Origin of the sequence: Rhizorhabdus wittichii (assembly GCF_017607425.1) — a bacterium.
GTDB classification, from domain to species: domain Bacteria; phylum Pseudomonadota; class Alphaproteobacteria; order Sphingomonadales; family Sphingomonadaceae; genus Rhizorhabdus; species Rhizorhabdus wittichii.
Genome location: NZ_CP059319.1, coordinates 1990650 through 2012634, shown reverse-complemented (window position 1 = coordinate 2012634; position 21985 = coordinate 1990650). Strand labels below are relative to the sequence as shown.

At 66.3% G+C, this 21985-nt stretch carries 25 protein-coding genes; 20 read left to right on the top strand and 5 right to left on the bottom strand.

Annotated elements, in window-relative coordinates; all coding sequences use genetic code 11:
- Positions 1-258 precede the first annotated feature (258 nt).
- Positions 259-843 carry a hypothetical protein gene (locus HRJ34_RS09495; protein ID WP_208633950.1) on the top strand — a complete coding sequence of 195 codons (585 nt, stop codon included), beginning with the start codon at positions 259-261 and terminating at the stop codon, positions 841-843.
- 51 nt (positions 844-894) lie between these two features.
- Here HRJ34_RS09495 and radC read toward each other — a convergent pair whose 3' ends face one another.
- The 3 genes from radC to HRJ34_RS09480 are packed head-to-tail and all read right to left on the bottom strand — an operon-like array spanning position 895 to position 4438.
- On the bottom strand, positions 895-1587 hold the full coding sequence (gene radC, locus HRJ34_RS09490) for a RadC family protein (protein ID WP_012050650.1): 693 nt from the start codon (positions 1585-1587) through the stop codon (positions 895-897).
- Positions 1588-1643: 56 nt separating this feature from the next.
- Positions 1644-2648 (bottom strand): KpsF/GutQ family sugar-phosphate isomerase, encoded by a 1005-nt coding sequence (locus HRJ34_RS09485; protein ID WP_208633949.1) that lies wholly within the window; start codon positions 2646-2648, stop codon positions 1644-1646.
- A gap of 11 nt (positions 2649-2659) precedes the next feature.
- Positions 2660-4438 carry a hypothetical protein gene (locus HRJ34_RS09480; protein ID WP_208633948.1) on the bottom strand — a complete coding sequence of 593 codons (1779 nt, stop codon included), beginning with the start codon at positions 4436-4438 and terminating at the stop codon, positions 2660-2662.
- A gap of 194 nt (positions 4439-4632) precedes the next feature.
- Between HRJ34_RS09480 and HRJ34_RS09475 the strand changes: the two genes are divergently transcribed.
- The 5 genes from HRJ34_RS09475 to HRJ34_RS09455 all read left to right on the top strand — a co-directional run bounded on the left by HRJ34_RS09475 (position 4633) and on the right by HRJ34_RS09455 (position 10400).
- Positions 4633-7734: an intermembrane phospholipid transport protein YdbH family protein gene (locus HRJ34_RS09475; protein WP_208633947.1), complete on the top strand. Its 3102-nt coding sequence runs from the start codon at positions 4633-4635 to the stop codon at positions 7732-7734.
- Between the two features lie 179 nt (positions 7735-7913).
- Complete coding sequence (locus HRJ34_RS09470; RefSeq protein WP_086013179.1) at positions 7914-8081, top strand: YnbE family lipoprotein; 168 nt, start codon at positions 7914-7916, stop codon at positions 8079-8081.
- Complete coding sequence (locus HRJ34_RS09465; RefSeq protein WP_016745679.1) at positions 8081-8452, top strand: YdbL family protein; 372 nt, start codon at positions 8081-8083, stop codon at positions 8450-8452. Before HRJ34_RS09470 ends, HRJ34_RS09465 begins: the two co-directional genes overlap by 1 nt.
- Positions 8453-8587: 135 nt before the next feature.
- Positions 8588-9544, top strand: coding sequence for an IS1595 family transposase (locus tag HRJ34_RS09460; protein WP_208633946.1), 957 nt, complete (start codon positions 8588-8590; stop codon positions 9542-9544).
- A gap of 301 nt (positions 9545-9845) precedes the next feature.
- On the top strand, positions 9846-10400 hold the full coding sequence (locus HRJ34_RS09455; protein ID WP_208633945.1) for a hypothetical protein: 555 nt from the start codon (positions 9846-9848) through the stop codon (positions 10398-10400).
- A gap of 327 nt (positions 10401-10727) precedes the next feature.
- Here HRJ34_RS09455 and HRJ34_RS09450 read toward each other — a convergent pair whose 3' ends face one another.
- A complete protein-coding gene (locus tag HRJ34_RS09450; protein WP_208633944.1) occupies positions 10728-11000 on the bottom strand; it encodes a hypothetical protein in 273 nt (90 codons plus the stop codon).
- Between the two features lie 30 nt (positions 11001-11030).
- Between HRJ34_RS09450 and HRJ34_RS09445 the strand changes: the two genes are divergently transcribed.
- The 8 genes from HRJ34_RS09445 (at position 11031) to HRJ34_RS09410 (ending at position 15403) form a co-directional block, all read left to right on the top strand.
- Complete coding sequence (locus HRJ34_RS09445; protein ID WP_208633943.1) at positions 11031-11171, top strand: hypothetical protein; 141 nt, start codon at positions 11031-11033, stop codon at positions 11169-11171.
- 563 nt (positions 11172-11734) lie between these two features.
- Positions 11735-12184: a hypothetical protein gene (locus HRJ34_RS09440; RefSeq protein ID WP_148218835.1), complete on the top strand. Its 450-nt coding sequence runs from the start codon at positions 11735-11737 to the stop codon at positions 12182-12184.
- Positions 12185-12188: 4 nt separating this feature from the next.
- Positions 12189-12539 carry a hypothetical protein gene (locus HRJ34_RS09435; protein WP_148218836.1) on the top strand — a complete coding sequence of 117 codons (351 nt, stop codon included), beginning with the start codon at positions 12189-12191 and terminating at the stop codon, positions 12537-12539.
- A gap of 259 nt (positions 12540-12798) precedes the next feature.
- The gene (locus HRJ34_RS09430; protein ID WP_012050656.1) at positions 12799-13119 is read left to right on the top strand and encodes an AtpZ/AtpI family protein; all 321 of its coding nucleotides are present in this window, start codon (positions 12799-12801) and stop codon (positions 13117-13119) included.
- A 39-nt stretch (positions 13120-13158) separates the two neighbouring features.
- On the top strand, positions 13159-13944 hold the full coding sequence (locus tag HRJ34_RS09425; RefSeq protein ID WP_012050657.1) for a F0F1 ATP synthase subunit A: 786 nt from the start codon (positions 13159-13161) through the stop codon (positions 13942-13944).
- A gap of 46 nt (positions 13945-13990) precedes the next feature.
- Positions 13991-14218: a F0F1 ATP synthase subunit C gene (locus HRJ34_RS09420; RefSeq protein ID WP_012050658.1), complete on the top strand. Its 228-nt coding sequence runs from the start codon at positions 13991-13993 to the stop codon at positions 14216-14218.
- 62 nt (positions 14219-14280) lie between these two features.
- Positions 14281-14772, top strand: a complete 492-nt coding sequence (locus HRJ34_RS09415) for a F0F1 ATP synthase subunit B family protein (RefSeq protein WP_029993403.1) — start codon at positions 14281-14283, stop codon at positions 14770-14772.
- A gap of 13 nt (positions 14773-14785) precedes the next feature.
- The gene (locus tag HRJ34_RS09410) at positions 14786-15403 is read left to right on the top strand and encodes an ATP synthase subunit B (RefSeq protein WP_012050660.1); all 618 of its coding nucleotides are present in this window, start codon (positions 14786-14788) and stop codon (positions 15401-15403) included.
- Between the two features lie 161 nt (positions 15404-15564).
- On the opposite strand, the gene HRJ34_RS09405 is transcribed toward HRJ34_RS09410, so the two are convergent.
- The gene (locus HRJ34_RS09405) at positions 15565-16305 is read right to left on the bottom strand and encodes a DUF899 domain-containing protein (protein WP_208633942.1); all 741 of its coding nucleotides are present in this window, start codon (positions 16303-16305) and stop codon (positions 15565-15567) included.
- Between the two features lie 66 nt (positions 16306-16371).
- On the opposite strand from HRJ34_RS09405, the gene HRJ34_RS09400 reads away from it, so the two are divergent.
- The 6 genes from HRJ34_RS09400 (at position 16372) to leuB (ending at position 21983) form a co-directional block, all read left to right on the top strand.
- Entirely contained in the window at positions 16372-16812 is a 441-nt protein-coding gene (locus HRJ34_RS09400; RefSeq protein WP_012050663.1) for a MarR family winged helix-turn-helix transcriptional regulator, read from the top strand.
- 55 nt (positions 16813-16867) lie between these two features.
- Complete coding sequence (locus HRJ34_RS09395) at positions 16868-17131, top strand: hypothetical protein (RefSeq protein WP_016747314.1); 264 nt, start codon at positions 16868-16870, stop codon at positions 17129-17131.
- Positions 17132-17196: 65 nt separating this feature from the next.
- Positions 17197-19125, top strand: coding sequence for an excinuclease ABC subunit UvrC (gene uvrC / locus HRJ34_RS09390; RefSeq protein ID WP_030091593.1), 1929 nt, complete (start codon positions 17197-17199; stop codon positions 19123-19125).
- The gene (locus tag HRJ34_RS09385) at positions 19125-20090 is read left to right on the top strand and encodes a polysaccharide deacetylase family protein (protein ID WP_208633941.1); all 966 of its coding nucleotides are present in this window, start codon (positions 19125-19127) and stop codon (positions 20088-20090) included. Before uvrC ends, HRJ34_RS09385 begins: the two co-directional genes overlap by 1 nt.
- A 49-nt stretch (positions 20091-20139) precedes the next feature.
- A complete protein-coding gene (gene recO / locus HRJ34_RS09380) occupies positions 20140-20871 on the top strand; it encodes a DNA repair protein RecO (RefSeq protein ID WP_208633940.1) in 732 nt (243 codons plus the stop codon).
- A gap of 71 nt (positions 20872-20942) precedes the next feature.
- Entirely contained in the window at positions 20943-21983 is a 1041-nt protein-coding gene (gene leuB / locus HRJ34_RS09375) for a 3-isopropylmalate dehydrogenase (protein WP_012050668.1), read from the top strand.
- Positions 21984-21985: the final 2 nt, after the last annotated feature.

Genomic DNA, 21985 nt, shown 5'->3' with positions numbered 1-21985 from the left:
TCATGCTTGGCGTGTCGATATGCGAGGCGCGCCTAGCAGAGGGGGGTGTTGGGGGCAATTGCGCTGCGGACGTCATGTCCCGACTCGGCCCATCGCGCGCGCCCGGCCGGTGAGAATGTCAGCTTCGCCCCGGATTGGGACACGGCGCGCCGTTGCAGCGCCGAATCGAGCAACCGGGCGTCGGATCGCGGGTTTGATCGGAATGTCGGGACACACCCGAAGCCGAACGAATTTCGATCCGATGCCAGGAGAGACGATATGAACAAGCTGATGCTGATGGGCGGAGCCGCGATGCTCGCCCTGTCGGGCGCCGCTTTCGCGCAGAGCACGGGTGCGGAGCCAGCGCCCGATACCGCGGCTGCTCCGCCTCCCGCCGAGACCGCCCCGCCTCCGGCCGACACCACGGCTCCCGCCGATATGACGGCGGCCGCTCCGGCGGCCCCGGATGCGGCGGCTCCCGCACCGCCCGTCGCCCAGTCGACGATGCCCGCGGCGGATGCAGCGAGCACCTCACCCGCACCGGCAACTGCGGATGCAGCGTCTCCGGCGCCTCCCGCTCAACAGACGGCAACGGCCGATGCCGCCGCCAGGGTCAACGCCGAATGGGCCAAATATGACGAAGGCAACAAGGGCAAGCTGACGCCGCTCGAATTCGGCAACTGGATCATGGCGGCCAAGGGCCAGGACATGACCGCCCAGGTCGAGAAGACGAAGGCTGGCAAGAAGGCGGACCTGCCGGCGGTCAAGGTCCTCAACGAAACCGCGAGCGACTTCGCCAAGGCCGATACCGACAAGGATCGGATGATATCGCCCAACGAACTGGCGATCTTCCTGTCGGCCTGAAGCGTTCGCGAACCTGGAGGAGGAGAGGGGCGGCCGATGAGCCGTCCCTTTTCATATCAGCCCGAGCGCGCGCAGGCTGGCCTGGCCTCTGGTCCCCACCACGACATGATCATGGATGGCGATGCCGAGCGGCTTGGCCGCGGCGATGAGCTCCCGGGTCAGTTCGACATCCTGGCGGCTCGGTTGGGGATCGCCCGATGGATGATTGTGGACGATGATCAGTGCGGCCGAACCGAGCTCCAGGGCACGCCTGATGATCTCGCGGACATAGACGGCGGCCTGGTCGACCGAGCCTTCCGAGACGAGCTCGTCGCGCACCAGGACGTTCTTGCTGTTCAGATGCAGGACGCGGACCCGTTCGACGGCGCGGTGCGCCATGTCGGCGCGCAGATAATCGGCCAGCGCTTGCCAGTCGGAGAGGATCGGCCGGTCCTGCACCTTGCTGCGGAGCAGGCGCAACGCCGACGCCTCGGCGATCTTGAGGGCCGCGACCACGCCTTCGCTCAGTCCCGCCCGCGCAAGCGACTCCGGGTCTGCGGACAATAGCGGGCCGAGCCCTCCGAACTCCGCAAGCAGTGCGCGGGCCATCGGCTTGGTGTCGCGCCGGGGAATGGCGAGGGCGAGGAGATATTCGATCAGCTCATGATCGAGCAGCGCGTCGGGGCCGCCTTCGGCCAGCCGCCGCCGCAACCGCGCGCGATGGCCGCTGGCGTCGGTGGCGGGATCGGTGGAAGTGGTCGTCATCGTTGCGCAGGCTAACCGATTTTCGCGGCCGTGCCATCGTCGTCGACGGTCGATCCTCAGTTCATGCCGATCCGGTTGAAATCGTGGATGTGGATCAGGCCGATCGGCGTGTCGGGCCGATCATGATCCATCACGAACAGGGCGGTGATCTTGTTCGCGGCCAGGATCGCCTTGGCGTCCTCGGCATAGGTGCCGTCGGGTACTGTCTTCGGATGGCGGGTCATCACGTCGCCCGCCACGCTGTTCAGCAGCCGGTCGATGTTGCGTCGCAGGTCGCCGTCGGTGACGGTGCCTACCAGCCGGCCGTCGCCGTCGAGCACCCCCGCAATCCCCAGGCTCTTCTCGGTCATGATGAGCAGTACCTCGCGCATCGGCGTGGTCGCCACGACGAGCGGCAGCCGATCGCCGACATGCATGATGTCGTTGACCGGCAGCAGGCGCAGGCCGATATGGCCGCCCGGATGCAGCCGCTCGAGCTCCGCCCGCGTGATCCCTCGCATCGACATGGTCGCCACCGCCAATGCATCGCCGAGCGCGAGCATCAGCGTCGTCGACGTGGTGGGCGAGATGTTGACCGGGCAGGTCTCGCGCACCTTGGGCAGGATGATCGCCGCGCTGGCGAGCCGCGCCATCGGCGAATGGCGCTGGGCGCTGATCGCGACGATCGGGCAGCCGAGGTCGCGCGCATAGGTCATGATCGGGCCGAGCTCGGGCGTCGCCCCCGAACTGGAGAGTACGACCAGCAGATCTCCGGCCAGCAACATCCCCAGATCGCCATGCGCGGCCTCGCCCGGATGGACGAAGATCGCCGGCGTTCCGGTCGACGCGAAGGTCGCCGCCATCTTGCGGGCGATATGGCCAGACTTTCCCATGCCGCTGACCACCACGCGTCCCTGCGTGGCCAGGATCAGCTCGACGGCCCGCGCGAAATCCTCATCGAGCGCATCACGCTGCAGCGTTAGCGCCTGGGCCTCGACTCCCAGCACCTCGCGTCCCTGGTCGAGAATGCGCTGGCGGCTGGCGGCGGGAACCTTCGCGCGGATATCCCTAGCCTGGTACATGACGATCCCTCCTAGGCCGCCCGCAGCCGTTCATTCTCGCGTTCGAGATCGCGCGCCCAGGAGGCGAGGCCGAAGCGGCGGATGTCGACCTGGCGCCAGAACAGGCCCGGATCGCGCTGCCAGAGCGGGAAATGGGCCAGCGCATTGGCGCATTGCGATCCCATGTCGATCACCTCCGCCAGTTCCTGCAGATAGAAGGGCAGCGGCTGCCCATCGGGTCCCATCTGCCGATCGTGCGGGAAGGCCGCCGCCTTGAGCGCGGTATCGGCGCCCTGGCGGAAACAGGCGAGCGCGGTTTGTGGATCACCGTCGGCGAGATGGATGCGCGCCTCGAAGAAGGCGGCCGCGATGCTCTTGGTCGCCAGCAGCGGCGAGAAGCCCGACCAGTCGGCTTCGGCCGCTGCACGATACCAGCGCTTCGCGGATGCGCGGTCGTCCGCCAGCTCGTTGAGCCGTCCGGCGAGGAAGGCGAGCGAGATCCGCCAGCGGCGGACATGGACCGGCATGTCGTCGGTCAGCGGGAGGCCGACATAGGCCTCGATCAGCGGCAGCATCGACAGCGCCAGATCGCCGCGCCGCATCTCCAGCACCCGATAGCCGAGCACCGCGATCGCCGCGCCGCGATCCGCCGAATCCTCGCGCGAATCCTCGATCACGCATTCGGCGAGGCGGGCGAGCTTGACGTCGGGGCCAAGCCGCTCGCCCATCTGCACCATCGACCGGTAGAGCCAGGGATTGTCATAGGCGCTGCCGAAGTCGACCAGCGCCGGCAGCGGCCCCCGGGCTCGCGGAAAGCCGGGGTGATCGTAGCCCTGCGCATGGGCGGCGCCCAGCAGCGGGTTGACCGACGCGACGAGCATCAACCAGTCGGTGGCGGCGACCTGGTCGGCCTCGATCGGGAAGATCGCACGGGCACCTTGCGGGTCCGGGCCGAGCGCGGTCTCGACATAGCGCTTCTCCGGCAGGAAGCGATCCGACACGGCGTCGCTGAAATCCTCCCAGCTTGCGGGTCGCTTCGCGTCGCCGTTCCCCTGTCGCCAGCCGATCACGATACGGCCGTCATATTTGAGCAGCCGTGCATAATCGTCGAGCCGGGCCAGCCAATCGGTCGGCACGGCGGGTTCGATCGCGACGATCAGGTCGATCGATTCGTCGGCCAGCCGGTCGAATTGCTCGTTGACGGTTTCGCCACCGGCACTGGTCTGTCCATCATCGACCCGGACGACCGATCCGGCGCGCGACGAGGCCATCAGGATCGAGGCACCGTCGGCCGCGCCGATACCGTCGACCAGCACCCGGTCGCCGGGGCGGACATGGGTGGCGGCGGTCGCGTAGCGCGCGATCAGGGCATCGGCCTCGACGCCCTTGCCCAGCCACTCGCCGCGCGAGCCGCGCACCCGCTGCCAGATGCTGACGCCCGGCAGGGTGGCCGCGGTCCAGCCGGGATATTCGCCCGGCATCATGCCCCCGGGGTGCCGCTGCCAGCCTGCCGCGAAGAGATCGCCTTCCAGCGATCGGCGCTCCTGTCCGTCGCTCTGCAGGACGAGGACATCCATCCCGTCGAACGGGCGAAGCGCGGCGGCGAAGGCCCGGTTCGCGCAAGGCTGGGTCCAGGACAGGAAGCCGGCGGTCAGGCCGTGCGGCCGGGGCGGGAAGCCGGTTGCGATATCGGCCGTCTCGCAGCCCATCAGGGCCAATTCGCGGCTCAGTTCGGGAAAGGCGGCCTGATCGAGGGCGATCCGGCAGGGGCCGATCCGCTGGACGATCGCATTGGCATTCTGGATGGTCACTCGAATCTCCACGGCCGCCGATCGCAGGAACCGGCCGCCTCCGCCGCATGTTTCGCTAGGGTCGAGGGAATAGGCCCAAAGCGTTGAGGGTTGGTTAACCATGTTTTCCGGGCAGGGACCGATATGTCGGCTGCGTCGGCGCGATTGCTTCCTCTGGGGTGACGCGCGCCCGTCGAGCGGTTAAGCGTGCGCCCATGGAGGATGCTTCCCGTCGCCTGTCCCGCCCGCTGATCCTGGCCGGTGCAGGGGCCGTGTTGCTCGCGGGCGGGGCTGGCTGGCTCTGGATCGAGCGGGTGCCGATCGCGGCTTCCTATATCGACGATGCGCTGCGGACGCGGAACGTGCCGGCCAGTTATCGGCTCGCGCATATCGGTATCCGGACACATCGGATCGAGGCGATCCGCATCGGCGATCCGCGCGCGCCCGACCTGACCGCCGACTGGGCGGAGATCGAGCTGGCGATCGGCCTTTCGGGAGTCCGCGTCCATGCTGTCGATGCCGGCGGGGTGCGGCTGCACGGGCGGCTGGTCGACGGCAAATTGTCGCTCGGTGCGATCGACCGGCTGCTGCCGGCAACCAAGAGCGACCAGCCCTTCTCATTGCCCGACATGATCCTGACCGCACGAACGATCCGGGCCGACATTGCGACGCCGCAGGGCGGGGTGAACGCCACGCTCGACGGCGGCGGCAATCTCAAGGATGGTTTTCGCGGGACGCTGGTGCTCGGATCGGACCGGCTGGCGAGCGGCGGCTGCGCGGCCAACGGGATCGCTGCGCGGCTGGGGCTGCAGGTCGACGGCGGGCGTCCCTCGGTTAGGGGGATCGCGACGGCCGGTGAACTCCGTTGCCCCGGTGCGGTCGTCCGCGCGCCGCGCCTGGCGATCGACACCAAGGGGAAGAGCGACCTGACCCGCTGGACCGGCCGGCTGTCGTTCGTCGAGGGCGGAATAGAAGCGGGAACGACCCATATCGGTCGACTGGCCGGGCCGATTGACTTTGACGCCTCCGCCGATCGCATCACCGGCAAGGCGCGGTTGGCCGCCGAACAGGTTCTGTCGGGCGGATCCGGCCTCGATCGACTGGCGCTCGACGCCGGCTACCGGATCGATCCGCGCGCTGGCGGCGCTTCGGTCGCCGGCGATCTGCGCCTAGCCGGCGGCCGGGTCGATCCGGCCATGGTCGATGGTCTCGTCCGCAGCCTGGCGGCGGCGGAGGCGACGCCGGTCGGGCCGATCCTCAGCGCCTGGGGCAAGGCGCTCCGCCAGGCCGGCCGCCGCGTCGACGGAACGGCCGGCTTCACCTTCAGCCGGGCCGGGCAGGGCAACAGCCTGCGCGTCGACCGCCTGGCGCTCGCCTCGCCGGGCGGCGCCCGTCTGCTGGTCCGTTCGGAACAGGCGGAAGGTCTGGGCTGGCGCTGGCCTGATGGCGGGCCGATCGCCAATGCCAGCGTCGAGCTGTCGGGCGGGGGACTCCCCAGGGCGCTGGTCAGCCTGCGGCAGGCGATGCCGGGCGCGCCGCTGACCGGATCGGCGACGGTCGAGCCCTATGCGGTCGATGGCGCGCGGCTGGTTTTCGCGCCGATCCGCTTCGGGCCGGGGACCGGCGGCCGGACGCTGGTGTCGACGCGGGTGACGATGGACGGGCCGCTCGCCGATGGCCGCGTCGAAGGGCTCGACCTGCCGATCCAACTCGCCGCCGGCGGAAAGGGGGGCTTCGTCCTCAACCCCGCCTGCGCGCCGCTCGGTTTCCGCCGGCTGGCCATCGCCGGGACGGTGATCGGCCGTTCGAGCCTGCCGCTCTGCCCGGTCGGCGGGGCGCTGGTCGGGCGGACCCCGGCCGGCGGGATGTTCGGCGGCGCCCGGATCGCGACGCCGCGCCTGCGGGGCAGGCTGGGCGACCAGCCGTTGACGATGGCCGCCCGTTCGATCGACGTGGCGGTGGCCCGGCCGGGCTTCCGCCTCGACGGCCTCGCCGTCCGGCTTGGCGATCCCGCCGATCCGACGCGGCTGGACGTGACGACGCTGGACGGTCGCGTCAGCCCGCAGGGGCTTGGCGGCCGCTTCGAGGGAACGGCCGGAAAGCTCGCCGCGGTGCCGCTGCTTCTGTCCGAGGGCGGGGGGCAATGGGCGCTCGCCGGCAGCCGCCTGTCGCTCGACGGCACCGTCCGCGTCGCCGATGCCGAGACCGCGTCGCCGCGATTCCATCCCCTGGTCGCGAACGATGTCCGGCTCACGCTCGAAGGCGGTCGGATCGCCGCGACCGCGACCCTGCGCGAGCCGCGCTCGAACCAGCCCGTCTCCCGCGTCGCCGTTCGGCACGATCTGTCGCGCGGCACCGGGGATGCGGTGCTCGACGTCGACCAGCTTCGCTTCGGCAAGGCGCTCCAGCCCGAGGCGGTCACGCCGCTGACGCTGGGCATGATCGCCAACGTCGTCGGCACGATCGAGGGGCAGGGGCGGATACGCTGGGCCGGCGGCGATGTGGCGAGCGACGGGGAGTTCCGCACCGACGGCCTCAGCCTCGCCGCCGCCTTCGGCCCCGTCACGGGACTCAAGGGCACGATCCGCTTCACCGACCTGCTCGGCCTGGTCACCGCGCCCGATCAGACGGTGACGATCGCCGAGGCGAATCCCGGCGTCGCCGTCACCGACGGCGTCATCCATTACCGCATCCTGCCCGATCGCATGTTGGCGGTCAGCGACGGCGTCTGGCCGTTCGCGGGCGGCACCCTCGCGCTCGAGCCGACCGTGCTCGACATGGCCCAGCCGGTCGCCCGCCACCTCACCTTCCGCATCACCGGCCTCGACGCCGCCACCTTCGTCCAGCAGCTCGAATTCAAGAACATCGCCGTCACCGGCACGTTCGACGGCCTGCTGCCGATCGTCTTCGACGCGAAGGGCGGCCGGATCGAGAATGGCGTGCTGAAGGTGCGGCCGGGCGGCGGGACGCTGTCCTATGTCGGCGACGTCACCAACGCCGATCTCGGCCGGATGGCGCGGATCGCCTTCGACGCGCTCAAGTCGATGCGCTACGACCGGCTGACCATCGACCTCAACGGCAGCCTCGACGGCGAGATCGTCAGCCAGGTCCGTTTCGACGGCACCAACGACAAGCCGCAGGAAACCGCGCGCAACGGTGGGATCGTCGGCCGGCTGCTCGCACCGATCACGCGGCTGCCCTTCCGGTTCAAGATCACCATCTCGGCGCCCTTCCGGGGGCTGGTCAACTCGGCGCAGACCTTCGTCGATCCCTCGATCGTGCTGCGCAACACCGCGGCCGGGGCGATCGCGGTCTGAGCACTCCGGCCGGAACCGTGCCGCCCTGTCCCCGTTCAGTCCCCATTCAGCCCCCATTCAGCCAAGGTAAAGCGAGGCCATGCGATGAACATCCCGAGATTGACGATGAAGCGTTGCGGTGCGAGCGTCAGGCCATGAAGAGGACGACGTTCGCCCCTATCGGTGCCCTGGCGCCCGCGATGGTGATCGCTCCCGGCCTGTTGCTGGCCGGCTGCATCCAGGTCGCGGCGCCGGACAAGCCGATCGAGATCAACCTCAACGTCAATGTGAAGCAGGAGGTGGTCGTTCGGCTCCAGAAGGATGCCGAGGATTTCATCGCCAACAACCCGGAGCTGTTTCCGCAATGATGAACCTGTTCAAGACCAGCCTGATCGCCGCCGCCGCGCTGGCCGTGGCCGCCCCCGCGCTCGCCGCCGACCCGGTCGTCGAGCAGGCGCTCTCGGCCGGCAAGGTCGGCGAGCAGTGGGACGGCTATCTCGGCTTCGTTTCGCCGCCCTCGGGCGACCTCAAGGCGGCGGTCGACGCGATCAACATCAAGCGCCGCGCCGGCTACACCCAGGTCGCCGCCGCGCGCAACGTGACGGTCGACCAGTTCGCCCAGACCACGGCCTGCCAGACGCTCCGCGCGGTCAAGCCCGGCCAGGTCTATAAGCTGAAGGACGGCGGCTGGCAGACCCGCAAGGGATCGGAATCGATCACCCCCGACTATTGCGGCTGAATGGAGTGACGCCCGCTTGACGGCGGGCTGTTCTGCACCTTTTGTTCTCGTTTTGTTCTTGACTTTTTCTGGCGATTACGTATTTGACAAACCCAACGGAACGGAGTAGAAACAACGGCAAGGAGCTAAGCCGTCATGTCCGTTCTATCCCAGCCCCGTTTCCACGATGAAGCCGCCGCCTTCGAATATCTCGAAAGCGTGATCTGGGCTGACGGTGTCGTGTGCCCACATTGCGGCGTTGTCGGTGGCCGGGTGTACAAGCTGGAGGGCGTCCGCTCGAAACCCAGCAAGAAGAACCCCGAGGGCATCGTCCGCCACGGCCTCAAGAAGTGTGGCGAGTGCCGCAAGCAGTTCACCGCCAAGGTCGGCACCGTGTTTGAGGACGCCAAGCTCCCCCTGCACAAGATGCTCCAGGCCGTTCACCTCATGATGTCGAGCAAGAAGGGCATCAGCGCCCATCAGCTTAGCCGCATCCTCGAAGTGCAGTACAATTCGGCATGGTTCCTGTCGCACCGCATCCGCGAAGCCCTGCGCTCCGGTGAACTGGCCGTGCCGTTCGGTTCGGGCGGTGGCTCGGTCGAGGTGGACGAAACCTATATCGGCGTTCTCAAGGGTCAGCCCATCCGCCAGAGCGGTGCGCACAAGATGAAGGTCATCAGCCTCGTCGATCGCGACAGCGGCCAGATACGCTCGTTCAACTTCGACCAAATGATCTCCTGCTATGTGGAGCCGATCGTGAAGGCCAACATCGCCAAGGAGGCGCGCCTCATCACCGATCAGGCCCGTCTCTACAAGATGCTCGGCAAGGACTTCGCCAGCCACGAAACCGTCAATCACTCGATCGGCGAATATGGCCGGGGCGACGTTTATACGAACACCGTTGAAGGCTCGTTCTCGATCTTCAAGCGCGGCATGAAGGGTGTCTATCAACACTGCGGCGAGCAGCATCTGCACCGCTATCTTGCCGAGTTCGACTTCCGGTACTGCAACCGCGCCAAGCTCGGCATCGATGACAAGGCCCGCACCGACAACGCGGTGAAGGGCATCGTTGGCAAGCGGCTGACCTATCGCGGGCCTGACCTCCAGCCCTAAACGGCGTGCCGGTCCAAAACCTCGAAATCAGCGCTGGCGGGCACGGCCTCACCGGGGCCGGAGAACTATCGCGTTCCGACGCGCATAGCGGCATGGTAGCGCAAAGTTATCCGCAGAGTTGGTGCAATGTTGTGGAAAAATCAGAGTTGAGCGCAGCGGAAGCGGAATCTGCGTTGACAATCCGTAAGAAATTCTGATTAAACGAAAATTAGCCCGAATCCCCTGTGGGGACCGAGCTAATTTCGGGGCCATCGGCTAGGTCGGCAAACTGCGCCTAAGCCCCTTCGGTAAGGACCTTTTTATGTCGGATCACGTTGATTCGGTCAAGTCTTTCGTGCGGCTTATAGCGACTTGGCGCAAGGCCGCTGACGACAAGGGCGATCGGAAAATGGTCGACCTTTACGACAAGCGTATCGGGTTCCTGAACGCGATTGTTGAGGAAGTCGAAGACCTCCGGCAAAAGACAAAGCCGATTCCCGCCTCTTATGGCGATCTCAGCGACCTCCCCCCGGAATTGATGAAGGAACTCGCCGGCATCAAGGTCGACGAGTTGGAGGAGCAGATATTCACCGTCGTAAAGGCTGGCGGCGATGAGGTTGACCTCGATAAGGTGCTGATCGAACTCTACCGCCGCTTTGGTTCTGTCCAGACGCGCCGGTATCTCCAGAACAAGTTGTGGCGCATGGCGCAGAAGGGCCTCGTCTATTCGGTGCCTAACCGGAAGGGCGTCTATTCGGCACAACCGCAGCCCGAAGTTGTTGCGGGTATCGGCGGAATCAGCGGCAGTTGGGACGAGATCCCCAGAAAATCCGATCCCTTTGATGCTGCGGGATTAGATGATGACGTGCCCTTTTGATGTGCGAACGCCCCGCCGTTTCCAGCGGGGCGTCCAGAGCGTGGGCCTAGCATAGTGCGGGGTGTCGGCTACCCACCTGTCGCCCCGAGGGTGCAAGTCCCTCTAGGTCCACCGTCTCTCCAATGCGGATATAGCGCCTGAGGGTTCATACGGCAACGAGGTTAAGGAGAAGCTATTCACGGTTGATAGTCCCGAGAAATGAAGAAAGCCCGACGCGCCAACGCCGGGCTCTCCGATCTCGGGGCAAGTTGCACGTCATCGCAGACCAAGCGTGCAACCGGGTAAATCCCCAACTGAGGGGCCTAGTTCCACAGTTGGGGACACCCGTCAAGACTGGTCGTACATACGAAAGGTAAATGTATGACTACCCGACCAGCGGAACGTTTCCGCGCAAAACTGACTGATGAGACTGTTCGTGAAATCGAGCGCCGCCTGGCCCTTGGGCACATGCAGCACGATATCGCGGCCGATCTCGGCATCAATCAGGGACGTGTTTCCGAGGTGAATACCGGGAAGCGCAGTTCCGCGAACGATAATCAGTTGGGATTGATCTAGGATCGTCCGGGCCGCCAGCCTCCCAAGGGAGGCTGGCGGTTTCACCTCTCGCTCACGTCGTGCTATCTTGGCACCATGACCGATCAACCCAAATCCCAACTCGACAAGTTCAAGGAAGCCGCGCGCGAGCTGGAATGCGACGATGACGAGGCGCGCTTTGACGAGAGGGTCAAGAAGCTGGTGGAGAAGCGGTCGGTTGAACCAAAGCCTAAATAATGGTATCTAAGTACCATTATGCGGATTAGAATCCTTGCGGCCGTTGCTCGCCTTATGGGCATCCAGTTCAAGATCGATGGATTGCCCTATGGGGCGGTCAAGGGCGCTTCGCCTGAACCCACTCAATTGATGGCTTCCCGATCCCCTGCAACGCCCAATCAGCCGGCGGCGTGAACTCGATTACGGCTAGGCCATCGTTCTTATCCATATGAGCTGCGAGTGCGTCCACCACGCGAGTTGCGGGGCCATCGGTTTCGATGAGCCAGTAAAGACTCCAAGGCGTGCGCGTAGGGGACGGATTTCAGCTCCTTGTACAAGCTTTCATAATTTCGCCCAGGCGCGCGCAGATCGTAACTCACAATGAAGACAGCCATGCTTCCCTCCCGACTCGTTACGGGAGCGTTTTACCACATGGTTTGTGAAATACGTAATCGCCCTTTTTCTCCGTTGCTCGGTATGAAAATCGGGTCAGCATAAAGCTGGACGATGAGAGGAGATAAAGTCGCATGCTTCGAGGGCTTCCGGCGGATACAAGGCCATCGCGCGATGAGCAGGTCCAGAAAATGCTCGATGTGCTGGGTATCCAATATCCCGGTGGATATTATGGTTCGCGTCGTGATCTGTCTGGGGTCAAACTCGCCGACACTACTGTAAATGTCTTTTCAGATATGGCGGGTGGTTTCGGGCATGCAGGTATCGCTGTCGGCGATAATCCATCTACGGGTTTTTATCCTGTTGAGCCGGGTGTAGGTTCTGCCACTGGGTTCGTTCCCGGCGAAATTCGGCGAGATGATATGAGTAGGCCACATCGCTCCTACCGGCTGCCAACCACGCCCGCTCAGGAAGCAGCGATCCGCCAATCTATGGCCGAACATGCTGCCGATGAATATAATCTGTTCCTGAATAACTGTCTGAGTTGGGTGCGGGCCAGAATGAAGGATGGGGGTGTGGATACGGCGCCGGCCTTTTGGCCAAACGGCTTTATCGAAACACAGAGGCCTTGGATCAAATAGCAATATGTCCTATCTACGATATTCTTCAATTGGCGGGGTGTTGGGAGTCATCGTGGCGGCGGTATGCGCGCTACTTGTTTTGATTTTGAAGGTATATTTTCTAGCGATACCAGTTTTGACTGTTTATCCTTTTTATTTTCTGTTTTCTGGTAATGTGGATGGCTCTGTACCCATTCATGAATTATTGAAAATATTCTATATTTCAGCAGCTTGTAATTTTATATTATATTATATCATTGCGAGTTTGCTTTGGCTGGGTTTGCGAAACAGTCGTAACATGTGGATGGCTCCGGCGGCTTATATAGGGTTTCAATTGCTGTTTTTTTCTGGTCTGTGGGTGCGCTTTTTGAATTGATCGACCCGTCGGATGGAGCTGCGCGCGACCTCTGGCGCCTCTTCTTTTCAGGCGCGTGGATCGGTTTGGTGAACTGATTGGGTGACTTGTCGCCGATGTGGCGTTCGCGCCGCCAATGGCGCGTGGCGGCGATCTCCTTTCATCTCCTCCTCCCTCACCGTTGTTGACTCGGGGGACCCCCCTTCCTAAAGGGGCCTCGCCTTGGCGGGGTCGCTCGTCGGCATGACGCAGCCTTTCCGCGACGAGGAAGGGATTCGGCATGGCGGCAAATGATCCCGGGCAGGACCCGGAAAGCGTGGGGGATCAGCGTCTTACATCGCTCGATGAGCGGTTGCAGGCGGCCCAGCATGCCGAAAAGGTCAGAACGGCGAGCGTGCACAAGAAGCCCGAGAAGGGATATTCCCAGGGCAACCGCGTGCTGGCCGAACTGATCGCGGGTATTGTCGGCGGAAGTCTGCTGGGCTGGTGCTTCGATCGCTGGCTCGGGACCAAGCCCTGGCTCCTTTTGGTGATGCTGTTCCTCGGAATCGCGGTCGCCTTCAGGAACATCATACGGATTTCTCAGGAGCGCCCGGAATAGCTTCCGGACGCTTTTGGCATAAGCAGGGGTAAGGCAAGCGTGGCAGCCGAATCGGGCAAGATCGATCCGATGCACCAGTTCATGATCGAACCGCTGTTCGGTCAGGGCTGGTCGATTGCAGGCCATAACATCGCTTTCACCAACTCGGCGATGTGGATGGTGGTGACGCTCGCGGCGCTGCTGATCTTCATGATCGGCGGCATGAAGCGCGATCTGGTCCCCGGCCGCTGGCAGGCCGCGGTGGAGAGCTTCACCGGCTTCGTCGCCGGCATGATGGCGACGAACATCGGACCCGAGGGCAAGAAGTTCACCCCCTATGTCTTCTCGCTGTTCATGTTCATCCTGATCGCGAACATCATGGGCATGATGCCCACCGGCGTCGTCGGCGTTCACCCCTTCACCGTGACCAGCCACCTGACGGTCACCGGCGTGCTCGCCGTGATCAGCTTCTCGATCGTGCTGGTCGTCGGCTTCTGGCGCCACGGCTTCCATTTCTTCTCGCTGTTCGTGCCGCACGGCACGCCCGGCTACATGATCCCGATGATCTTCGTCATCGAGCTGTTCTCCTTCCTCATCCGTCCCTTTTCGCTGGGCCTGCGACTGTTCGTCGCGATGACCGCGGGGCACATCCTGATGAAGGTGCTCGCCGGCTTCGTGATCAACGGCATCAACGCCGGCGCGCTGACCGTCGCGATCGTCTCGATCCCCAGCTTCATCCTGATGATCGGCATCACCCTGCTCGAACTGCTGGTGTGCGCCATCCAGGCCTATGTGTTCGCGCTGCTGACGTCGCTGTACCTCAACGACGCGATCAACCTGCACTGAGTTTCACTGCAACACTATCAACCTGTTCAACGCTAAGGAGTTTATCATGGACGCAGAAGCCGCAAAGCTGATCGGTGCCGGTCTGGCCGCCATCGGCGTGGGCATGGCCGCGCTGGGCGTGGGCAACGTGTTCGGCTCGTTCCTCGAGTCCGCGCTGCGCAACCCGGCCGCTGCCGACGGCCAGCAGGGCCGCCTCTTCATCGGCTTCGCCGCTGCCGAGCTTCTCGGCCTGCTGGCGTTCGTCGTCGCGATGATCCTGCTGTTCGTCGCCTAACAGTTGGTTGCGGGGCCGGTTCGCGCCGGCCCCCCGGACTGCAACGACAACAGGAAGTATCGATGCCTCAGATCGCCCAGATCGCCGCGACCTACGCTTCGCAGATCTTCTGGCTGCTGGTTGTCTTCGGCCTGATCTATTTCGTGATCGGGAAGGGGATGCTGCCGAAGATCGAAGCCACCGTCGACGCGCGCGACCAGAAGATCGCCTCCGATCTCGCCGCCGCCGAGGCCGCTCGCGGCGCGGCCGACGAGACCGAAGCGGCCTATCGGGCCCGGATCGAGGAAGCCCGCGCCGCCGCGCTGAAGGCGACGCAGGACGCCAAGTCGGCGGCGACCGCCGAGGCGGAGAAGCGCGTCAAGACGGCCGACGAGGCGCTTGCCGCCAAGGCGGCCGAGGCCGATGCCGCGTTGAAGGCGGCGCAGGCCAAGGCGCTGGCCGAGATCGAGACCGTGGCTGCCGAGGCCGCGCAGGAGATCGTCGCCAAGGTTTCGGGCATCGAGGTCGACAAGGCCGCCGCCGCAGGCGCGGTCAAGTCCGCGCTGGCCGCCTGAACGGAGACGTCGAATGTCTGTAAACGCCTCCACCCTGGTCGCCGACAACCTCGCCGACGCCGCCTCGCTCGAAGGTTTGCCCGAGAATGTCAGCGCCGGCCACGCCGCCGCGGGCACCGAGGAGCATCATGTCGATCCGACCGCGCTCGGCATGACCGCCACGGCCTGGGTGTCGCTGGCGATGGTCATCGTCATCCTCCTCCTGCTCTGGAAGAAGGTGCCGTCGGTCATCGGCGCGTCGCTCGACAAGAAGATCGCCTCGATCCGCGCCAATCTCGACGAGGCCGCGGCGCTCCGCGCCGATGCCGAGAAGCTCAAGGCCGAATATGAGGCGAAGGCGAAGGCCGCCGCCAAGGAAGCCGAAGAGATGCTGGCGCATGCCCGGTCCGAGGCCGAGGCGATCGTCAGCCAGGCGCGCGTCGACGCGACCGCGTTGATCGAGCGTCGCGGCAAGATGGCCGAGGACAAGATCGCCGCCGCCGAGCGTGGCGCGGTCGCCGAGGTTCGCGCCAAGGCGGCGAGCGCCGCCGCCGCCGCGGCCGGTGCCCTGATCGCCGAGCGCAACAATGCCAAGGCGGACAAGGCCCTGATCGACGGCGCCATCGACGCCTTGGGGAACGCCCGCTTCTAAGCGGTCCGACCGGAAAGACGAAAAGGCCCGCCGAGCGATCGGCGGGCCTTTTCTGTTTCGGCCGGGTTCGAAGCACCCCCCTTTCGTCATTCCCGCTTTCGCGGGAATGACGGGGGGATGGGAAAGCGATGGGCTTCGATCGCGGCCGAATACCCCGGCTCTCAATGGGCGCAGCAAGTTGCCTTGGGCACGTCCTCATAATCGTCGTGGCGCCGCACGAAGCTCATCGTGCCGTCCTCGTTGCGCCCCTTGGGAGCGCGGTCGAGGATCATCAGCGTTCCGATCAACTCCTCGAAGCCGCGGGCATAGCTCGAATAGCTATGGTAGACGGCGCCGTCCGCGTCCTTGAAGAAGGCGCTGAGCCCCGGCGATTCCTCATGGTCGCCGCCGCGCTCGCCGACCTCCATCGCCTCGTAATTATAGTCGACCTGCCCGCTCGCGAGCTGCTCGTCCGGGAAGGATACCCCATAGTCGAAGTTGAAGTCGCTGCCCGCCGACGACACCCAGGGAAAGCGCCACCCCATCCGCTGCCGATAGGCCTCGATCGCTGCCAGCGGCCCGCGCGACACCGCGACCAGCGTCACGTCGTGATGATTGAGGTGGGGCAGGGCCCCATCGAAATGATCGGCCAGGAATGAACAGCCGGGGCAGCCTGCCGTCCAGTCGGGGCCCAGCATGAAATGATAGACGACGAGTTGCGACCGGCCGTCGAACAACTCGGCCAGGCTGCGCTCGCCGTCCGGCGTGTCGAAGCTGTAGCTCTCGTCGACCCGGACCCAGGGCAGGGCCAGCCGCGCCGCGTTCACCGCGTCGCGCAGATGGGTCGCCTCCCGCTCCTTGGCCAGCAGGACGCGGCGGGCGCGCAGCCATTCCTCGCGCGATACGACGGCATGATCGACCATGGCACGGTCTCCTCGCTTCCTACGGATTGTCTTGATTTATAATGTTGATATCAACATAGTGCTTTCATGTCAAAGCCGGTCCCGTTCGACACCACGCTGCACGTCCGCGATCATTGCCTGTGTCTCCATGCCCAGCGCGCGGCGCGGGTGCTGGCGCGGCGGTTCGACGAGGCGCTGCGCCCGGTCGGACTGACCAACCAGCAATTCTCTCTGCTGATGTCGCTCAACCGGCCGCAGGCGCCGACGATCGGCGTCGTTGCCGAGCTGCTCGGCATGGACCGGACCACCCTGACCGCGGCGCTCAAGCCGCTCGAACGGCGCGGGCTGGCGACGATCGTCGTCGACCCGGCCGATCGCCGCGGCCGCAACATCCTGCTGACCCCGGACGGGGAGGCGCTGCTGGCCGAGGCGATGCCGATCTGGCGCGATACCCATGCGGCGGTCGAACGGTCGATGGTCGGCGTCGACGTCGATCGGCTGCGGCGCGATCTCGGCACGATCGTCTGATCGCCAAGGCGGCGCATTTACGATTTCGACACCCGCGCCGGCTAAAGCGCCGATCATGGGTGCTATCGGCTGGATCTGGGCATGGCTGATGCTGCTGGGCGGGGTGCGCGCGCACCTGACCGACGCCCTGCCGGATATGCTCGTCTGGGCCATGCTGCTGTCGGGCCTGCTGGCGTTGCCGCTGCTGTGGAGCCGTCCCGACGGGCCGCTCGCGGCGATCGCGCCCTCGGGCGTGGTGCGGGGCGCGATCGCGGTGCTGCTGCTGCTCGCGGCGGGGATCAGCCGGCCGGATGCGGTGATGGGCCTGCTGCCCGCCTGATCGGCATCGTTGATGGGGATAAGCGTTCGCGCGGCGTTGCGACGGCCCTTCTCCCATCCTAGATCATGCCGGTGAGCGATACGATCCAGAACGACCGGTTCAACGAGGAGAAGAGCGTCTATACGGTGCGCGGCACCGACGCGCCCGATCTGGAGGCTGGCGTCGCCGCGATCCGCAACGTGCTGAAGACGCTGCCGGCGCGGCCCGGCGTCTACCGGATGCAGGATGCGCGCGGCGACGTGCTCTATGTCGGCAAGGCGCGCGCGCTCAAGAACCGCGTCGCCAACTATACGCAGGTGGCGCGCCTGCCCAAGCGGCTCAGCCGCATGGTCGCGCAGACCCGGTCGATGACGATCGTCACCACCAACAGCGAAGCCGAGGCGCTACTGCTCGAGGCGCAGCTCATCAAGCGCTATCGGCCGCCCTACAACGTCCTGCTGCGCGACGACAAAAGCTTCCCCTTCATCCTGCTGCGCGAGGACCACGCCTTTCCGCGCATCCAGAAGCATCGCGGCGCGCGGCGCGCCAAGGGGCAGTATTTCGGTCCCTTCGCCAGCGCCGGATCGGTGACGCGGACGCTCAACGCGCTGCAGAAGCTGTTCCTGCTGCGCTCCTGCACCGACAGCTTCTTCGCCAATCGCGACCGGCCCTGCCTGCTCTACCAGATCAAGCGCTGCTCGGCGCCCTGCGTCGGCCGGATCGACGAGGCCGACTATGCCGAGCTGGTCGACGACTCCAAGGCTTTCCTCACCGGCAAGTCGACCCAGGTGCAGAAGAAGCTGGGCGAGGCGATGAGCGCCGCCGCCGAGGCGATGGATTATGAGCTCGCCGCCGTCTATCGCGACCGGCTGCGCGCGCTGACCTTCATCCAGGGCAGCCAGGCGATCAACGCGGAAGGCGTCGCCGATGCCGACGTCTTCGCGCTCGATTGCAAGGCGGGCACGGTCTGCATCCAGGCCTTCTTCATCCGTGGCGGGCAGAATTGGGGCCACCGCGCCTTCTTCCCCGCGCACACCGCCGACGTGCCCGAGCCGGAGGTGCTCGCCAGCTTCCTGATGCAGTTCTACGAGGAGGTGCCGCCGCCGCGCCTCGTCCTCGTCGGCGGCGAGCCGGCCGAGGCCGAGCTGCTCGCCCAGGCGCTCGGCGAACGCGCCGGCCGCAAGGTGCAGATCAAGGTCCCCCAGCGCGGCGAGCAGCGCAAGCTGATGGAGCAGGCGCGCCGCAACGCCCGCGAGGCGCTCGACCGCCGGCTCGCCGAATCCACCACCCAGGGCCGCATCTTCCAGGAGATGGCCGACCTGTTCGAGCTGGAAGGGCCGCCCGACCGGATCGAGGTGTACGACAACAGCCACATCATGGGCACCAACATGGTCGGCGCGATGATCGTCGCCGGGCCCGAGGGGTTCCGGAAGGGCAGCTATCGCAAGTTCAACATCAAGCGGCCCGAAACCGCCCCCGGCGACGACTTCGCGATGATGCGCGAGGTGCTCGAACGCCGCTTCGCGCGGCTCGAGAAGGAGGACCCCGAACGGCGCAGCGGCGAATGGCCGGACCTGCTGCTGATCGACGGCGGCAAGGGACAGCTCGGCGCGGTGTGCGAAGTGCTGGAGGAGATGGGCGTGCAGGACGTTCCCGTCGTCGGCATCTCGAAGGGGCCCGACCGCAATGCGGGGCGCGAGCATTTCCACCTGCCCGGCGGACGCGAGGCGATGCTGCCGCCCAATTCGCCGTTGCTGTTCCATCTCCAGCGGCTGCGCGACGAGGCGCATCGTTTCGCGATCGGCGCGCACCGCACCAAGCGGGCGGCCAGTTTCACCAAGAGCCCGCTCGACGACGTTCCCGGCATCGGCCCCGCGCGCAAGAAGGCGCTGCTGATGCATTTCGGCACGGCGCGCGCGGTCCGCGCGGCCTCGCTCGAGGATCTCGAACGCGCGCCCGGCGTTTCGAGCGCCATGGCGCGGGCGATCCACGACCATTTCCACGCGGGCGGCTGATGGTGGCGCCCCCGATCTCCCCGGCATCGACGGAGCCGGAGACGCGCGTCCTGCTGACCGTCGACACCGCGCTGGCCTGGCCCCCGGGCCCCGAAGGCGCGCGCTGGGAGGAGGCCTATCGGCGCTCCTACGAGGCGGCGGGCGTCGGCGTCCGCCATCAGCTCCGCATCCTCGCCCAATATGCGCTCAAGGCCTGCTTCTTCGTCGATCCGATGCCCGCCTGCGCCTTCGGGATCGAGCCGGTCCGGAGCATGGTCGAGCCGATCCTCGAAGCGGGGCAGGAGGTGCAGCTCCTTCTCCAGCCGTGCTGGGCCGGGGAGAGCGGCGAACCCTATCTGGCCGGTCATGATCGCGGCGCCCAGCACGAGCTGATCCGGCGCGCCCGCGATTTGCTGATGGAGGCCGGGGCGCCCGATCCGATCGCCTTCCGCGCCGGCGACCATGCCGCCGATGACGACAGCCTGCGCGTGCTGGCCGATCTCGGCTTCCGCTTCGACAGCAGCCATGACGGCCAGCATCATCCCTGGCCGAGCGCGATCAGCCTCCCGCGCGAACAGATCGCGCCGGTTCTGCATCAGGGCGTGGTCGAGGTGCCGGTGACGGTGATCGGCGGCAGCGGCGGCCCGCTCGCGCTGCGCATCTGCGCGCTGTCGCTCGGCGAGATCAAGGCGGCGATCCTCCATGCCGCCGATCAGCGACAGCCCATCGTCACCATCGTCACCGGCAGCGGCGAACTGGCCAACCGCGCCGGCACCGCGCCGAACAAGGTCCATGCGAAGCGCTTCGAGGACCTCTGCGCCTTCCTGTCGAAGGAGCGGAAACGCTTTCCCACCGCCTTCTTCACCGAGCTGGACGATCTGCCCCTCGACCGGTCCTCGGCGCCGCTGCCTCCCGCCGGGCTGCGCCGCATGGGCCGGCTGATCGAGCGGCTCTGGTCCGATCAGGTCGAGGAGCGCGGCGCCTGACCGGCTGCCCGAGCTTGCGCCCGGCGCCGATCCACGGTTGAACCCCGCCATGCAGGTCCGCACCCCCGCCATCATCTGCGCGATGCGCGCGCATGGGGAGCATGGCGCCATCGTCCGCGCGCTGACCCCGGACCACGGCCTGCTCGCCGGCTATGTCCGCGGCGGCCGGTCGCGCCGGCTGCGGCCGGTGCTCGTTGCCGGCAATCTCGTCGAGGCCGAGTTCCGCGCGCGTACCGCCGAGCAGCTTCCCGGCCTGACGGTCGAACTGTCGCACAGCCGCGCCGGCCTGCTCGCCGAGCCGCTGGCGGCGGCGGCGATCGACTGGCTGTCGAGCCTCACCGCCGCGTCGCTGGCCGAGGGGCAGCCGCATGCCCGGCTCTACGAGGCGCTCGATGCGGTGCTGGCCGCGATCGAATATGCCCCCTCGGCGCGCGGCTGGGCGGCGGCTGCCGTCCGCTACGAGCTGATGCTGATGGCCGACCTCGGCTATGCGCTCGACCTGTCGGCCTGCGCCGCGACCGGCGCGCGCGACGACCTTGCCTATGTCAGCCCGAAGAGCGGCGGGGCGGTGTCGCGGGCGGCGGGCGAGCCCTATGCCGCCCGGCTGCTGCCGCTGCCGGCCTTCCTGGTCGATCCCTCGGCCGACAGCGACTGGTCCGACATCGTCGACGGGATGCGGCTGACCGGCCATTTCCTGGCGCGCGACATCCTCGTCGACCAGCGGGCCGATGCGCTCGACGCGCGCCAGCGGCTGGTCGACAGGATCGGAAGGCTGGCTTGACGACAAACGCATTGCACGGGCGCGCGGGGCAGGGCAGGGGGCGGGCGACGATTGCTTGAGAAAGGTTCGCCATGTTGATTGCCTTGCTGCCGGGGGACGGCATCGGTCCCGAAGTCATCGCCGAGACGGTCCGCGTCCTCGATCGCGTCACCGACCAGCTCCGCTTCGAGACCGCGCCGGTCGGCGGGGCCGCCTACAAGGCCGAGGGCCACCCGCTGCCGCCCGCCACGCTCGACCTGGCGAAGCGCGCCAAGGCGATCCTGTTCGGCGCGGTGGGCGATCCCGATTGCGACCGGCTCGAACGCCATTTGCGTCCCGAGCAGGCGATCCTCGGGCTTCGCAAGGAACTGGGCCTGTTCGCCAATCTCCGCCCGGCGACGCTGTTCAAGGAACTGGCCGACGCTTCCGCGCTGCGCCCCGAGGTCGCCGGCGCGATCGACATGGTGATCATCCGCGAGCTCAACGGCGACGTCTATTTCGGCGAGAAGGGCATGCGCAAGACCGCCTCGGGCCGCCGCGAGGGCTATGACGTCATGTCCTATGACGAGGACGAGGTCGCCCGCATCGCCCGCGTCGGCTTCGAGACGGCGCGCGCCCGGCGCGGCAAGCTCTGCTCGGTCGACAAGGCCAATGTGCTGGAGACCTCGCAGCTCTGGCGCGACGTGGTGATCGAGGTGTCGGCCGAGTTCCCCGACATCGAGCTCAGCCACATGTATGTCGACAACGCCGCGATGCAGCTCGTGCGCAATCCCGGCCAGTTCGACGTCATCGTCACCGGCAACCTGTTCGGCGACATCCTGTCGGACCAGGCGTCGATGTGCGCCGGGTCGATCGGCATGCTGCCCTCGGCCTCGCTCGACGCCAGCCAGAAGGGGCTCTACGAGCCGATCCACGGTTCGGCCCCCGACATCGCCGGGCAGGGCAAGGCCAATCCGCTCGCGACGATCCTGTCGGCGGCGATGATGCTGCGCTATTCGCTCGGCCTGTCGGCCGAGGCCGACCGGATCGAGGCCGCCGTCGCCACCGCGCTCGAAAAGGGTGCGCGCACGCCCGATCTCGGCGGCAAGCTCACCACCACTCAGATGGGCGACGCGGTCCTCGCGGCGCTCTGATC